This window comes from Neisseria sp. HMSC067G12 (assembly GCF_001812725.1).
Classification (GTDB): domain Bacteria; phylum Pseudomonadota; class Gammaproteobacteria; order Burkholderiales; family Neisseriaceae; genus Neisseria; species Neisseria perflava.
Map to the genome: position 1 here is coordinate 1 of NZ_KV810182.1, position 15255 is coordinate 15255.

The window sequence follows — 15255 nt, forward strand, 5'->3', positions numbered from 1 at the left end:
ATCCAGTGTCTTAACCGCTTGACGACTCCCCAACTTACTAAATCATATGAAACAGCGGATGAATATCTAACCCTTCCACACAATAAGCTTCATATGATTGAGAAACCTGTTGGTAAATTGTATTTGCTTCTTGATGAGATTCACTTGCTATAAACAAACAAGCCCCAGAACCGGTCATTAATGCATGACCATATTGGGATAACTCAACATAAGCCTTCCAAACTTCAGGATATTCCTGAAATACAACCGCCTGCATATCATTTTGAAACGGCTGTAACGATTGGAAAGTCGGCATTATGCTGGGTTTGGAATCCCGTGTCAAGCCTTCATGTGCAAAAATTTTAACTGTTGCCACATGGACGGGGGGCTTAACGATAACATACCATTGTTTAGGGACATCTATTTCAGCCAGCTTCTCACCCACACCTTTGGCAAAAGCACTTCTGCCAAAAATAAAAAAAGGAACATCTGCACCAAGACTTACGCCTAAATCAATCAGTTGCTGCCTACTCAAACCGCATTGCCACCATTGGTTTAAAACCATTAAAACCGTGGCTGCATCAGAGCTTCCGCCGCCCAATCCGCCTCCGGTTGGAATCACTTTATCCAACCAGATTTCGACACCGTGCGCTACGCTTGCATATGGCAGTAATAATTTAGCCGCCCGATAAGTTAAGTCTTGCTCAGGTTCAAGCCCTTCGACCGGCGTATGCAGAATAATCTGCCCATCAGTACGGATTTTCAGATGAACGGTATCATATAAGCCGATCAAACAGAAAATACTTTCCAAATTATGATAACCATCGCTCCTGCGGCCGGTAATCCTCAAATCCAAATTTAATTTAGCCGGCGCAGGAAAGGCTTGGATTTCCTCTGAAACAGACATGGCATCCTCTATTTGCGTGCTGCGCATCGGGTTTGTCCATTCTTATCCAAAGAGTGGTTTACCGTGTCAAACACCAAGCGGATATTAAACTTGGCATTTTCAAGTTGAAGCGTTTTGGGCTGTCCTGAACTATTTAAAGTGCGCGATATCGTCCAGTCAAACTGCTCCAGACGTCCATCAGGCAGGATTTTGTATGGCGCATTGGCAACGCGTTTACCATCTGCCCAAATATGCAAATATTGTACCGGCAAAGCAAAGCCCAAAAGCTGTCTGCTCAATTCCTCAGCAGTTTCCGCCTGATAAACCTTACCCTTACTGTCTACCGCCAATACACCTTCACTGTCTTGACACAGCTGGCCTACGGTATTGCCCAATGGGGTATTCACATCAATGGTTTGAACCGCGTTCTGATAAGTCCAATCGAAATTGGCATAAGAGCCTTTTCCTTCCACTTTGACAGCCAAACGACCGTCTGCGCTAAAATCCTGCACCTGCTCTGCTGCTTGCCAACTGTTTTGCTGAGGTAAGTTTGGCTGCGCACAGGCAGCTAAAAGCAATAAGGCTGCAACCGATGATAATCGTTTTAAATTCATGGATATTCCTTCATAGACCGTCTGAAATCAAACGCTTTCAGACGGCCTTTGGGTTTTATTTGTGTTTTTGAGTATGCGGTTTGCTGGGCGTTATACCGAATTTGGACATTGTCTCTTTTAATACTCGGAGATTGCTTCCACGTTTCAAGCCGTCATTCCAGATTTCTTTGGCCTTGTCTTGGTCTCCAAGCGTCCATAGGACTTCGCCCAAATGTGCGGCGACTTCGGCTTCAGGTTCTTTTCCATAGGCATATTGGATATACGGCAAAGCCATTTGGGCATCGCTTTTAAGATAATATGCCCAGCCTACACTATCATTAATGGCTGCGCTTTCCGGATCCATTTGATAGGCCATCTGAACCATTTTGAAAGCCTCGTCCAAATCCTTGCCGTTGGACAGCAAGGTATAGCCCAAAGCATTCCAACCATGCGGATTGTCCGGATACAACTCAACAACTCGGCGCAAATCGGCAATCGCCTTGCCTGGCTGATTCAGCTTCTCATACACCATCGAACGCTGATACAGCACATTGGCAAGCAGCTCCGGAGAAGCTTGGGTTTTCAAGGATTTTTCGGTGGAATTTACCAAGCTGTTCAAAGCGTTCAACGATTCTTGAAGATTGGTATTTTTAGACAATACGAACAAAGCCGTACTCAACAAATCCTTAACTTCAAAATAACGTCCTCTTTGCTCGGGCATTTTTTGTGCGCGTTGTACCAAAGCCCAAGCCTCTTTATGGTTGCCCTGTTTGGCTTCGATAGAAGCAGCCAAAATGGTTTTATCAAACGTATAAGCCGTAGCCGTTACCTTATCCAGCCATTGTTTGGCTTTGGCCAATTCTTCTACATCATTATATGAAACCGCACCAATCAACGCTGCACGGCTGCGCTGCTCTTCCGTGCCAGCTTTATAAGCCTTTTCCAGATAGCTGTTTACCGCAGAAATATTTTCTGTCTTGCTCGCTGACAATAAGGCAGCCTGAATATACAAATCAGGGTTGGGATTTTCTTCCAATAAAGTCTGCAAACGCTTAAAGGCCTTATCATTTTGACCATGGGCGATCAAATTGGCGATGTCCAATTCCTGCCAAATCGGAGATAAGGTTTTGGTGTCTGTCTCTTTGAAGAAGCCGTCCAAAATATCAGGATGCCGTTGCGCCATCAGCCGCAACGTCACAAAAGTCGGCGGCAAAATTTCGTTGTCCAACTTGGCCAATCGCTGCAATGCCGCAATGGCGTGTTTCTTTTGACCGTCTTTTGCACTAAAAATTGCATCCGCAATCGCCGCTTCTGGAAAGTCTTTATAATTCAAGGCCGTTTTATGCACCTGTTTAACCGCATCGCTGGTCAGATTCGGCTGTTGTGCTGCGGTTTGTGCTAAAAGCAGGAACACGCGCTTTTGCTCATCTTCACTACCGCCGGCAATTACCTTGTCCAATCCGCTCAAATTCTTATCGGCTTTACCCAGCAGCAAATTGCGCAACCAAGTCATACGCTTTTGTGTTTCACCAGGCTCCGGCTCGATTTCGCGCCATTTTTGGTAAATGGCTTCAGCCTGTTCAAATGCGTTTAACGAAACCGCCATCTCCAAAGCGCGTTCGGCCACTTCGGGAGATTTGGTGCGATGCAACGTTAAAATATAAGTAAACAACGCAGAAGCTGCATCACCCTTTTGCAGGGCCAGTTCTGAATTTAACAAAGTGAAAACCTGAGATGTACGGTTTTGTATACCCAACAGACGTATCCGCTCCTGCTCGCGCTCTTCGGGAGAAAAACGGTCGGTACGGCTTTTCTTTTTAATAATCTTAGCCGATTCAAAAACTGCATTTGAATCGCCGGGCGCGGCAAAAGTTTGTGTAACAAACAACATCATGACAGCCGCAGCTGCCACTCGAATACGGGATGGGGAAAACAACATAACTATCCTTTTTGAGAACCTGCCGACATTTTCAGACGGCCTAAGCACTTGCAGAACAGACGCAAAGCTTTATTTATCATTCAGGCATAACTGTAACACACGCACCCTATTTTGTTGACACGGTAACCGTAAACCTTGTGTAATCCTCATCTGCATAAAACGATCAGCGCCAAAAATGAATACCGACCACCTTATCCATTTCCTAACTCAAGCTTCACGCTTCAGCAGCCGTATGCAAGCAGAGCGCAATCAATTAGTTACCACTAAAACGGTCAAAGAAGCAGCCGTTTTGGTCGGCATCGCCTTGCATGAAGGAGCGTGGCAAATTTTACTGACCAAAAGGGCCGAGACCTTAAGGCAACACACCGGACAAATCGCCTTTGCCGGCGGCCGCAAAGATGCCCAAGACGACAGCCTAACGGCAACGGCGTTAAGAGAAGCTTACGAAGAAACCGCCATTCCGATTGCCGCATGGCAGACTTTTGCGCCGCTACCCTTTTATGACACACCTTCCGGCTACCGTGTTACGCCTGTTCCGGCAATTTGCACCCAGCCCGTCAACCCCAAAGCAAATCCCGATGAAGTAGCAGAAATTTTTTATCTGCCTTTGGACTTCACCTTAAACCTGCAAAACTACTCATACCGTCATCTTCATCACAACAATCAAACCCTCGCCCTCCCCGCCCTGCCTTTCCGACACTACGACATCTGGGGGCTGACAGCAATCATCCTATATGGACTGGCAGAACGTTATCAGCAATATTGCCAAGCTTTTAAATAAGGCAAGGCCGTCTGAAAACCAATATTCAGACGGCCTTGTTTGATCATTCCTCTTTATGCAGCTTCTTCATAGCATTCGACAAATTCTCCAAACCATTTCATCTCATCGTGCAGGGCAACCACTTCGCCAATTACCATTAAAGCCGGACGTTCTGCTTCGGCAGCCAACAAGCCCAAATCTTTCAGACGGCCTGTCCGCACGGTTTGATGCGGTAAAGTCCCATTGGAAATCACGGCAACAGGTGTAGAAGGCTGCCTGCCATAAGCCATCAGCTTTTCCGCAATCTCAGCCGCTTTAAGCGTGCCCATATAGATTACCAACGTTTGGCGGCTTAAAGCCAAAGTCTGCCAATCGGGCTGACTGCCCTCGTGTTTGCTGTGGCCGGTTACAAATAAAGCACCTTGGGCACAATCGCGATGGGTTAACGGAATACCGGCATAAGCAGTAGCTCCAAGCGCGGCAGTAATACCCGGCACAATGCGGTAGGCAATCCCGGCCTGATGCAGGGTTTGCACTTCCTCCCCGCCGCGACCGAACACAAAAGGATCGCCGCCTTTCAACCTTACCACACGCTCGCCTTTTTGAGCGTGTTCAACCAATAGACGGTTGGTTTCTTCCTGCTGAACATGGTGCGCACCAGCACGTTTACCCACGCTGATTTTCACCGCATCTTTACGCACCATCGCCAAAATCTCATCCGACACCAAAGCATCGTAAAACACGGTATCCGCAGCCTGTATCGCCTGCAAAGCATGTATGGTCAGCAAGCCCGGATCTCCCGGCCCTGCGCCCACCAAAACCACTTCGCCGCCAAACGGCGTTTCCCGGTTTAACTGCGTGATCAATTCACGTTCTGCCGCCTCGATATTGTTTTGAGCCGCAAAAATACTGAAACGGCTGTCGAACAACTTTTCCCAAAAATAACGGCGTCGTTCGACATGATGAATAGTCTGTTTAACCTTTTCGCGCCATTTACCGGCAATACGCGCCATCGTGCCCGTATGCAGCGGAATCAATGTTTCAATAATCTGCCGCCATTTACGCGCCAATACAGGCGCAGTACCGCCGCTGGATATGGCTATCTTCAATGGCCCCCTATCCACCACGGCAGGCACGATAAACGAACACAAGTCCGCCGTATCCACCGTATTGCACAATTTCACCCGTCGTTCCGCCGCTTCAAAAACACGGCGGTTAAACATGCCATTATCCGTCGCCGCAATAACGAAATACACCTCGTCCAGCATGGCTTCTTCAAACAAGCCACCCAGCCAAACTATTTTCCCTTCAGCCGCCCATTGCTGAAACTGCGGATTCAAAGTTTCCGCAACAACACGCACGCGCGCTCCGGCAGACAACAGGCTTTCCGCCTTACGCTCGGCAACCTTACCCGCACCTGCCAGTAAAACAGGGCGGTTTTTCAAATCGGCAAACAACGGATAATGGCTCATAGTCGTGCTCTTACTTTATCAATGATTGTCCGCCGATATTAAAGGCCGTCTGAAAAAATAGGAAAGAATGGTTTCTGATTTTCTTATGGTGTTTGGTTATATACCTGCAAAAAACCGTCTTTTGAATAACAAAACATTCAGACAGCATTTTTAAATTTCAATCACAAACCGAATTATTTTAGATATTTGCTATCAAACGGGGAACTTATTTTCCGCTCTGCCTACTAAAAAGTCTTAACAATTATTCATATCAACAACTTAAGTGATATTGATTTATTAAGGTAATTTCAAAATATAATATTTAGAAGCGAATATACAGCATGACAACTGAAGCAAAAACAGCCCCTTTACCGACTATTCTCTTTAACAAGGTAGCCTATACCAACGGCGATGATGTTATTCTGAACATCTCCAATGCGACAGACAAAATCACCTCTGTCACCGTCAGCCATTTGGGTACGGAAATCCAAAAATTGGATCATCTGAACTCAACCTCCGTCAAACTCTCTTCCGATATTTTTTCACCCAATTCAGGCTACGTCGTCAAAGTAGAAACCGTTGACAACACCGGCAACCACACCAGCAAAACACTGGGATTGTCTGTCGAAGACGACTGGACTATTTTTCCCCGCTATGGCGTAGTGGCAGGATCTAACGATAATTCGGCAGAACGAAACAACGCCATGACCAATGACCAGCTCGAAGGCTATCAAAACAATATCGATCAGCTGGCACAAATGCACATCAACAATTATTTCTTCTATGATGTGTACGACACAACCTCCAATCCATTTCCAAATGTCAACAGCTTCAAGCAAGAATGGGCGACTTGGGCTGTCGACAACGGCCAACCCAACCCTCCCCAAATCGATACCCTGCTGATTAAAAACCTCGTGAACAAAATTCACGAAAAAGGCGGCAGTGCCATGCTCTACAATATGCTTAACGCCGCCTCCAATGACGAACTCGATAATCCGGCCATCAAAGAAATTTTAAATAATGTCAAACTCTACAATGCCCAAGAGCATTCCAACTTCGGCAAAGCCGGTGCAGAGACCAAAACATCCGTACAACAATTCGTCGATCCTGCCGACAAAAGCTGGCAAAACTATATCGTCAACACCATGATCAAAGCCCTGAAAACAGGCGGCTTTGACGGCTGGCAGGCCGATACCATGGGTGATAACCTCGTTTACAAAATACAAAATGGCCAAAAGACTGAAAACTTCAGAATGTCTGACGGTTATGACGATTTGTCAGCCGCGGCTGCGGAAAAGTTACACGATTACGGTCAAACTTATATGATCAACGACATCAGCACAGGCAGGGCCGATGTCTTATCCACCACCGGCATGGATGTTCCTTACTCAGAAATCTGGCCGCGCGATTTTAAAGATACAGCCGGAAATACCCATTATGAAAACCACAACTATGCCGAGCTTAAACGCTTGGTAGGCCGTCTGTACGATTACAATCACGTTTCCCCGATTATTGCCGCCTATACTCGAAAAGGTACCCACCCGGAAGATAATTCTTCCGAACTCAATCCGGACAACGAATTGCTGGTCGATGCCGTTATCGGAGCGAGTGGCGGCTACCACATGACTGTTGCCGCATTAAACAACCTCCCGGATAAAAACGCACATGGTTTTGGTATTTTGCAAGATCCATACTATCCCGCTCAGACGCTCAAAACCAACGAAACCCTGGCCAAATCAGAATTCAACTATCAACAATTCATTACCGCCTATGAGGAGCTGCTTCGCGGCGAAGGCTTGGTTGAACTCAAAGACAGTCATGCCTCCATCGTAGCATCCGACGGCTATGACATGACTTCCACTTCAGGCGAAGGAGGCAAAGTTTATACATGGACCAAGGCCACCGCAGACGGCGGCCGAGTTGTCCAATTAATCAATCTCGCAGGCCTCGACAAAGACACCAATTGGAACAGCTCCAACCACCACACGCTGAAACTCGACAACCCTAAAGTCAGAATCCCGTTTGATATGGAAATCAGCGCAGAACAGGCCGAGCAAGCCATCGTACAACTGGCTTCCCCCGACTCAGACGATATATCCATGCACACATTGGAATCTTCCGTCATCTATGAAAACGGCAAACCGGTGGCACTGGAAGTCACCGTCCCGAGCCTGGATGTCTGGGATATGCTTTATGTCAGCAATTTAGGGCAGGCAAGCGTCAGCCAAACCTTTGCCGACGGCAAAACCACATTCAACGGCACCCACGCCGACGACCATATCAAAGGTACTGAAAGCGAAGACATCATCTACGGCAACCGGGGTAATGATGAGATTCACGGCGGCAGCGGCAATGACAAATTGTCCGGCGGCACCGGCGACGATGTCATCAACGGCGATGCCGGCAGCGATATTCTCTACGGAGGCGGTGGCAATGACCATCTGAACGGCGGATTAGACAACGACACGCTGTATGGCGGCTCCGGTAACGATACTATGTTGGGCGAAGCAGGCAACGACATCCTTCACGGCGGCGCAGGCAACGACACACTGTTTGGTGGCTTAGGGGACGATATATTGCACGGCGAAGCCGGTAACGATACCTACGTATTCAATCGCGGCGAAGGCCATGACACCATTTTCGACCATCACAGCACAAACGCCAACCAATTCGGCGCTGGCATTTCCCTCTCGGATCTGTCGCTCGAAACGGTCAACGAAAAAGACGGCACGACTTGGAACATCACCATTCGTGGCGAAAACAATCACAACGACCTCATCACCATCGACCACCAATATGCCGACATCCATACCGACGTCCAAGGTCAAAAAATCCCCTCAGTCAGCGAATTCCGCTTTGACGAAGGTACGTTCAACATTGACCAGTTAATGCATATTTTAGGTTAACCATTAAAATATCGAGCATCCCAAAGCCGGACTTTCAAAAAGAGTCCGGCTTTTCTTGCCTGCAACGCCACTTCCATTTTTCAGACGGCCTTTGCCTGCGTATAATATCGTTTTGTCTACAATTTGAAATCCTAACCAATGACCGAATCCATCCGCCTGCCCGCTTCCACACTCAAGCCCTCCACCGTTGCCCTGCCCGGTTCCAAAAGCATCAGCAACCGCACGCTGCTCTTGGCAGCACTCTCCGACAACGTTTGCGAAATCCATTCTTTGCTCAAATCCGACGATACCGACCGAATGCTTGAAGCACTCGACAAACTCGGCGTGCAAATTGAATCTTTACCTGAAGGCCGTCTGAAAGTTCATGGTGCCGGCGGCCGCTTTCCCAACCAATCCTCCGATTTGTTTTTAGGCAATGCCGGTACGGCATTCCGCCCCTTGACTGCCGCACTTGCCGTTTTGGGCGGCGACTATCATCTGCATGGCGTACCGCGTATGCACGAACGCCCTATCGGCGATTTGGTCGACGCGTTGCGTATTGCCGGAGCGGACGTACAATATCTGGGCAATGAAAACTATCCGCCTCTTCAGATCGGCAAACGCCAAGACAACGGCGAGCGCGTTATTCCGATTAAAGGCAATGTTTCCAGCCAATTCCTGACCGCCCTGCTGATGGCTTTGCCCTTGACGGGACAAGCATTTGAAATCCACATGGTAGGCGAGTTGATTTCCAAACCTTATATCGACATCACGCTCAAGCTGATGGCGCAGTTCGGTGTGGACATCATCAATGAAGACTACCGTGTATTTAAAATCCCGGCCGGTGCCAAATATCATGCGCCCGAACATTTATATGTAGAAGGCGATGCCTCCAGCGCGTCTTATTTCTTGGGCGCAGGCCTGATTGCCGGTACACCCATCCGCGTAACCGGCATCGGCGCACACAGTATTCAAGGCGACGTTGCCTTTGCGCGTGAATTGGAAAAAATCGGCGCAGATGTCATTTGGGGCGAAAATTTTGTAGAAATTTCCCGTCCTGCCGAGCGCAAGATTCAGGCTTTTGATTTAGATGCCAACCATATTCCTGATGCGGCCATGACCTTGGCCATTGTTGCGCTGGCCACCAAACAACCCTGCACCCTGCGCAATATCGGCTCATGGCGCGTCAAAGAAACCGACCGTATCGCCGCCATGGCAACCGAACTGCGCAAACTGGGCGCAGACGTCATCGAAGAAGCCGAAGCCATCCATATTACGCCGCCCGAAACGCTTACCCCCGATGCCGTTATCGACACTTACGACGACCACCGCATGGCCATGTGTTTCTCGCTGGTTTCGCTTTTGGGCGTCCCCGTCATCATCAACGACCCGAAATGTACGCATAAAACTTTCCCCGACTATTTCCAAGTTTTTGCATCATTGACCAACTGATTGATTATTCAACATTTCAGACGGCCTGTTGCATACAAAAAACACAGGCCGTCTGAAAAATAAAAATAAAACTATACTTTTTCTTAATTTGTGCGATAATAGCTAAATAAATTCTTAGCGATTCATATTTCCTTTCGGAGAGAAAACATGTCAGACGAAAAAAGCAAAGCCTTAGCCGCAGCCCTTGCCCAAATCGAAAAAAACTTCGGCAAAGGCTCCATCATGAAAATGGACGGCAGCCAACAGGAAGAAAACCTTGATGTTATTTCCACCGGCTCCCTCGGCGTGGACTTAGCACTCGGCGTCGGCGGCCTGCCCCGCGGCCGCGTGGTTGAAATTTTCGGCCCGGAATCCTCCGGTAAAACTACACTCTGTCTCGAAGCCATTGCCCAATGCCAAAAAAATGGCGGCATCTGCGCATTCATCGATGCCGAGCATGCTTTTGACCCGATTTACGCCCGCAAACTCGGCGTAAAAGTTGAAGAACTCTATCTCTCCCAACCGGATACCGGCGAACAGGCATTGGAAATCTGTGATACCTTGGTACGCTCCGGCGGTATCGATATGGTCGTTGTCGACTCCGTAGCCGCACTTGTGCCTAAAGCCGAGATCGAAGGCGAAATGGGCGACAGCCACGTCGGCCTGCAAGCCCGCCTGATGAGCCAAGCCCTGCGCAAACTGACCGGCCACATCAAACGCACCAATACATTGGTTGTTTTCATTAACCAAATCCGTATGAAAATCGGCGTGATGTTCGGCAGCCCTGAAACCACAACCGGCGGTAACGCGCTCAAATTCTATGCCTCTGTCCGCCTCGACATCCGCCGTACCGGTCAGATTAAAAAAGGCGATGACGTGATTGGTAACGAAACCAAAGTCAAAGTCATCAAAAACAAAGTTGCCCCTCCGTTCCGTCAAGCCGAATTCGATATTCTTTACGGCGAAGGCATTAGCTGGGAAGGTGAATTGATCGACTTGGGCGTCAAACATGACATCGTTGAAAAATCCGGCGCATGGTACAGCTACAACGGCGCAAAAATCGGCCAAGGTAAAGACAATGTACGCGTTTGGCTGAAAGAAAACCCTGATATCGCCAACGAAATCGATGCCAAAATCCGTGCGGCAGTCGGTATCAATGTCGATATTACCGAAGGCAAATTGGACGACACCGACGGCGAACGTCCTGAGGAATAAGTCTGTCTGAAATTAAAGGTTAAAGACCAAATAAAAGGCCGTCTGAAATCCGACCATTAATCGGATTTCAGACGGCCTTTTATTCAATACTGCTTAAAGCCCCAATGCCTGAGCATGAAACTCAATATGCGAATCGATAAAGCTGGCAATAAAGAAATAGTCATGCCCATAGCCCGGGCGTACTTTATATTGGATATTGAAACCTTTTTCGCGTGCTGAGCGGACAAACCCTTCCAGTTGCAGGACTTCAGGATACAAAGCATCTTCACTGCCGACATCAATCAAAACAGGCAATTTATGCGAGGCCGTCTGAAGCAGCTCTGTACTGTCATAGCGTTTCCACGTTTCCACGTTTTGGCCCAAATAAGCCGAAAACGCCTGCCTGCCGCCTTCCGTATCGATAGGATGACATAAAGGCGCAAAGGCTGAAACCGCAGCATATCGGCCGGGATGCTTCAAAGCCAACTGCAGCGCACCATGCCCGCCCATGCTGAAACCTGCAATGCTGCGCTCTTGCGTTACCGGAAAATGATGCTCGATCAAATCAGGCAATTCTTGGCTGATATAGCTTTCCATTTGGTAATGCTGCGCCCAAGGTGCTTCAGTTGCATTGACATAAAATCCGGCGCCCTGTCCAAGATAATGTTCCTCACTGTCGGCAACATGCCGACCGCGTGGCGAGGTATCCGGGAAAACCACGATAATATTCCATTGCGCCGCAAAACGTTGGATCCCGCTTTGTTGAACCAATTCAGAACCATCACTATTTAAGCCGGAAAGAAAATATAAAACAGGCGCGGGATAGCCTTTTAAGACTTGTGGCGGCAGATAGACATCAAATACCATATCCGTCCGGCAGGTTTGAGAAAAATGGCGGTACCGTTCCTGATACCCGTTAAACATCTTTCTGCGTTCCAGCAAATGCAATTCTGAATTTTTCATTTTATTCCTTGTAAGGAAACAACAATGAGCAGAATGTTAGCGCAAAACCTGCTCATCGTGTTGTTGCCCCATCTTTTTAAGGCAACCCAATCTGCTTTAAACAAGGCTTGCCAATCATGCGAAATCATTACGCCGACAGCATTTAAAATCTATACACAATCTCTGTGGATAAATCTGTTGATAAGCTTTGGGTAATCGTAAAATTTTCTTTAGGAACAAACCAAGTCTTAAATTGACTAAAATTTAATCAAATAAAATATAATAAAATCAAGTGGTTATATTTATAAGATTTTACTATAATCATACAGTGAAAATTTATAGGTAAAACAAGGTTATGCGGCTTTGTGCATAAATTAGGGTTGACATCCCTAAAAATCACCCCGAATCAAAAGCTGCGTAAAACAACGGCCGATTTCATCAGATGCCATTCAAAAGACACGCGGCCATACATTTTGCGTTACAATACGCACTTATTTTTAAGAAAGAAAAATACGCCATGAAAGCCTCCCAGTTCTTCATTTCTACCCTTAAAGAAGCCCCTGCCGAAGCCGCACTTGCCAGCCACAAGCTGATGATTCGTGCCGGCTTGATCAAAGCCAACGCATCCGGTCTTTATACTTGGATGCCGATGGGTCTGCGCGTATTGCGCAAAGTTGAAAATATCGTGCGTGAAGAAATGGCCCGCGCAGGTAGCGTGGAGCTGCTGATGCCGGTGGTACAACCTGCCGAGCTGTGGCAGGAATCCGGCCGCTGGGAGTTTTACGGTAAAGAACTGCTGCGCCTGAAAGACCGTCATGACCGTGATTTCTGTATGGGTCCGACTTGTGAAGAAGTGATTGCCGACATCGTGCGCAAAGAAGTCAACAGCTACAAACAACTGCCGAAAAACTTTTATCACATCCAAACCAAATTCCGCGATGAAGTGCGTCCGCGCTTCGGTGTGATGCGCGCGCGCGAGTTCGTCATGAAAGACGCTTATTCCTTCCATGCCGACTATGCCTCGCTTCAGACGACCTATCAGGATATGTACGACGCTTACTGCCGTATCTTTACCCGTCTGGGCTTGGAATTCCGCCCCGTAGCCGCAGACACCGGCAGCATCGGTGGTACCGGCTCTCACGAATTCCAAGTATTGGCTGAAAGCGGCGAAGACGTTATCGCATACAGCGATACTTCCGATTACGCCGCCAATATCGAATTGGCACCCACCTTGCCGCTCAAAGGCGAACGCGCCGCTGCTCAGGCCGAGTTGACCAAAGTACATACACCAAATGTCAAAACCATTGAGTCTTTGGTTGAATTCCTCAATATTCCGGTTGAACAAACCCTCAAATCCATCGTGGTTGAAGGCGAAAACGAAGGCGAACTCGTCCTGCTGCTGTTGCGTGGCGACCATGAGTTTAACGACATCAAGGCGGAAAAACTGGCCGGCGTGAAATCGCCACTGACCATGGCAAGCCCTGCCGCGATTATTGAACAGTTCGGCGCCAACGGCGGCTCTCTCGGCCCTGTCAACTTCAAAGGCAAAGTCTATGCCGATTTCGCCACCGAAAAAGGCGCAGACTGGGTTATCGGCGCAAACGAAGACGACTACCACTATACCGGCTTCAACTTCGGCCGAGATGCTGCCGAGCCTGAATTTGTCGATTTACGCAATGTCATCGAAGGCGACATTAGCCCTGACGAACAAGGCCGTCTGAAACTGGCGCGCGGTATTGAAGTCGGCCACGTTTTCCAATTGCGCGACAAATATACCCAAGCCATGAATGTCAGCTTCTTGGACAATAACGGCAAATCCCAAATCATGGAAATGGGCTGCTACGGTATCGGTATTACCCGCGTTGTGGCCGCCGCCATCGAACAAAACAACGACGAAAAAGGCATTGTTTGGACCAAAGCAATGGCGCCGTTTGAAGTCGTTATCGTGCCGATGAACTACAAAAAATCAGACGCCGTGCGCGAAGCCGCCGACAAAATCTACGCCGAGCTTTTGGCTGCTGGTGCGGATGTTTTGTTGGATGACCGCGACGAACGTGCAGGCGTATTGCTGAATGACTCCGAGCTGTTGGGTATTCCTCACCGCATCGTGATCGGCGATCGCGCATTGAAAGAAGGCAATGTCGAATATGCCGAGCGCCGTAACAATCAGGCTCAAGCCGTTGCAGTATCAGAAGTTGTCGCCAAGGTTTTGGCCGCATTGAACGCTTAAATTTTTTTCAATAATGAAAAGGCCGTCTGAAACTGATTATTTCGTTTCAGACGGCCTTTTTCTGTTTTAATAAATAATGTTTTTTCCGTAGCTCTCTAATATTTCTTTGATTTTCAGAATGGTTTCTTTGGGCGGCGGATGTACGCCTTTTAATTTGTATTCGTCGCCGCACAAAGCCCATTTGTGTGCGCCCAATTCGTGATACGGCAAGAGCTCGACCATTTCGACATTATCCATATCACCGATAAACTCGCCCAATAAATGCGCTGACCGCTCATCATCGGTATAACCGGGAACAACCACATAACGCACACGCGTCGGCTGATTGCGTTCAGCAAGATAGCGCGCGAATTTCAGCGTTTTGGTATTTGGAATACCGACAAGCACTTTATGAATTTCAGGATCGATTTGTTTTAAGTCGAGCATGACCAAATTGGTATGATCGAGCAAATCATCCAAAATCGAATCATAGTGCAAAGCATAGCCATTGCTGTCTAGACAGGTATGGATATCGTGTTCCCGACAGGCCGTAAACCAATCGCATACAAACTCATATTGCAATAACGGCTCGCCGCCGGTTGCCGTTACGCCTCCGCCTGTCGCACGCAAATAATGACGATAGGTCATGACCTGCTTCATCACAGTTGCCACATCCAATTCCTGCGCCTGCTCAGTATGAAGATCCCATGTGTCACGATTATGGCAATACAGGCAACGCATCAGGCAGCCTTGCAAAAAGAGCACGTAGCGCAAACCCGGACCATCGACAGCACCGCAAGATTCAATCGAATGAATAATGCCTTTACCGTTATAGTGACGGTGGCCAAGGTCTTTCAGTGCCGGCTCGGGGGTAATGGCAAAAGTCGTGGACATAGTGTTCGGCTCAAAAATGTTTTTGCTTATATGGATTGTACGATAATAAAGGCCGTCTGAACATTTCAGACGGCCTCGGAGCTTTGTTTCAA

General features: G+C 48.1%; 12 protein-coding genes. 6 read left to right on the forward strand and 6 right to left on the reverse strand.

All coding sequences use genetic code 11. The features are described from left to right. Positions 1-37: 37 nt before the first annotated feature. Genes ispE through HMPREF2871_RS00130 form a run of 3 tightly spaced genes read right to left on the reverse strand, consistent with a single transcriptional unit; the run spans position 38 to position 3397 of the window. Positions 38-886 carry a 4-(cytidine 5'-diphospho)-2-C-methyl-D-erythritol kinase gene (gene ispE / locus HMPREF2871_RS00120; protein ID WP_039862210.1) on the reverse strand — a complete coding sequence of 283 codons (849 nt, stop codon included), beginning with the start codon at positions 884-886 and terminating at the stop codon, positions 38-40. An 8-nt stretch (positions 887-894) separates the two neighbouring features. Further along, positions 895-1479, reverse strand: a complete 585-nt coding sequence (gene lolB, locus HMPREF2871_RS00125) for a lipoprotein insertase outer membrane protein LolB (protein ID WP_004519905.1) — start codon at positions 1477-1479, stop codon at positions 895-897. Positions 1480-1534: 55 nt separating this feature from the next. Then, positions 1535-3397 (reverse strand): tetratricopeptide repeat protein, encoded by a 1863-nt coding sequence (locus HMPREF2871_RS00130; protein WP_004519906.1) that lies wholly within the window; start codon positions 3395-3397, stop codon positions 1535-1537. Between the two features lie 175 nt (positions 3398-3572). On the opposite strand from HMPREF2871_RS00130, the gene HMPREF2871_RS00135 reads away from it, so the two are divergent. Beyond that, positions 3573-4178: a CoA pyrophosphatase gene (locus tag HMPREF2871_RS00135; RefSeq protein WP_049336772.1), complete on the forward strand. Its 606-nt coding sequence runs from the start codon at positions 3573-3575 to the stop codon at positions 4176-4178. Positions 4179-4231: 53 nt separating this feature from the next. Here the strand turns inward: HMPREF2871_RS00135 and cysG are convergent, their stop codons facing one another. Continuing rightward, positions 4232-5629, reverse strand: a complete 1398-nt coding sequence (gene cysG / locus HMPREF2871_RS00140; RefSeq protein ID WP_049344248.1) for a siroheme synthase CysG — start codon at positions 5627-5629, stop codon at positions 4232-4234. A gap of 320 nt (positions 5630-5949) precedes the next feature. Between cysG and HMPREF2871_RS00145 the strand changes: the two genes are divergently transcribed. The 3 genes from HMPREF2871_RS00145 to recA all read left to right on the forward strand — a co-directional run bounded on the left by HMPREF2871_RS00145 (position 5950) and on the right by recA (position 11139). Continuing rightward, a complete protein-coding gene (locus tag HMPREF2871_RS00145) occupies positions 5950-8514 on the forward strand; it encodes a glycoside hydrolase family 66 protein (RefSeq protein ID WP_049344247.1) in 2565 nt (854 codons plus the stop codon). A gap of 138 nt (positions 8515-8652) precedes the next feature. After that, positions 8653-9945 carry a 3-phosphoshikimate 1-carboxyvinyltransferase gene (aroA, locus tag HMPREF2871_RS00150; RefSeq protein WP_039862183.1) on the forward strand — a complete coding sequence of 431 codons (1293 nt, stop codon included), beginning with the start codon at positions 8653-8655 and terminating at the stop codon, positions 9943-9945. Positions 9946-10092: 147 nt separating this feature from the next. Next, complete coding sequence (gene recA / locus HMPREF2871_RS00155; RefSeq protein WP_003680794.1) at positions 10093-11139, forward strand: recombinase RecA; 1047 nt, start codon at positions 10093-10095, stop codon at positions 11137-11139. A 93-nt stretch (positions 11140-11232) separates the two neighbouring features. On the opposite strand, the gene fghA is transcribed toward recA, so the two are convergent. Beyond that, positions 11233-12081: an S-formylglutathione hydrolase gene (fghA, locus tag HMPREF2871_RS00160; RefSeq protein WP_049336773.1), complete on the reverse strand. Its 849-nt coding sequence runs from the start codon at positions 12079-12081 to the stop codon at positions 11233-11235. Positions 12082-12105: 24 nt separating this feature from the next. Between fghA and HMPREF2871_RS11825 the strand changes: the two genes are divergently transcribed. Together HMPREF2871_RS11825 and HMPREF2871_RS00165 are read left to right on the forward strand one after the other, a co-directional pair. Beyond that, entirely contained in the window at positions 12106-12276 is a 171-nt protein-coding gene (locus HMPREF2871_RS11825) for a hypothetical protein (protein WP_004519914.1), read from the forward strand. Between the two features lie 301 nt (positions 12277-12577). Further along, positions 12578-14290 (forward strand): proline--tRNA ligase, encoded by a 1713-nt coding sequence (locus tag HMPREF2871_RS00165; protein ID WP_039862211.1) that lies wholly within the window; start codon positions 12578-12580, stop codon positions 14288-14290. A gap of 66 nt (positions 14291-14356) precedes the next feature. On the opposite strand, the gene pflA is transcribed toward HMPREF2871_RS00165, so the two are convergent. Continuing rightward, entirely contained in the window at positions 14357-15163 is an 807-nt protein-coding gene (gene pflA / locus HMPREF2871_RS00170) for a pyruvate formate lyase 1-activating protein (RefSeq protein WP_049336825.1), read from the reverse strand. Positions 15164-15255 lie beyond the last annotated feature (92 nt).

Bases quoted from the DNA above. Each gene is read 5' to 3' on its own strand.
- ispE (WP_039862210.1), bottom strand. From the start codon at position 886: ATGTCTGTTTCAGAGGAAATCCAAGCCTTTCCTGCGCCGGCTAAATTA.
- lolB (WP_004519905.1), bottom strand. From the start codon at position 1,479: ATGAATTTAAAACGATTATCATCGGTTGCAGCCTTATTGCTTTTAGCT.
- HMPREF2871_RS00130 (WP_004519906.1), bottom strand. From the start codon at position 3,397: ATGTTGTTTTCCCCATCCCGTATTCGAGTGGCAGCTGCGGCTGTCATG.
- HMPREF2871_RS00135 (WP_049336772.1), top strand. From the start codon at position 3,573: ATGAATACCGACCACCTTATCCATTTCCTAACTCAAGCTTCACGCTTC.
- cysG (WP_049344248.1), bottom strand. From the start codon at position 5,629: ATGAGCCATTATCCGTTGTTTGCCGATTTGAAAAACCGCCCTGTTTTA.
- HMPREF2871_RS00145 (WP_049344247.1), top strand. From the start codon at position 5,950: ATGACAACTGAAGCAAAAACAGCCCCTTTACCGACTATTCTCTTTAAC.
- aroA (WP_039862183.1), top strand. From the start codon at position 8,653: ATGACCGAATCCATCCGCCTGCCCGCTTCCACACTCAAGCCCTCCACC.
- recA (WP_003680794.1), top strand. From the start codon at position 10,093: ATGTCAGACGAAAAAAGCAAAGCCTTAGCCGCAGCCCTTGCCCAAATC.
- fghA (WP_049336773.1), bottom strand. From the start codon at position 12,081: ATGAAAAATTCAGAATTGCATTTGCTGGAACGCAGAAAGATGTTTAAC.
- HMPREF2871_RS11825 (WP_004519914.1), top strand. From the start codon at position 12,106: ATGAGCAGAATGTTAGCGCAAAACCTGCTCATCGTGTTGTTGCCCCAT.
- HMPREF2871_RS00165 (WP_039862211.1), top strand. From the start codon at position 12,578: ATGAAAGCCTCCCAGTTCTTCATTTCTACCCTTAAAGAAGCCCCTGCC.
- pflA (WP_049336825.1), bottom strand. From the start codon at position 15,163: ATGTCCACGACTTTTGCCATTACCCCCGAGCCGGCACTGAAAGACCTT.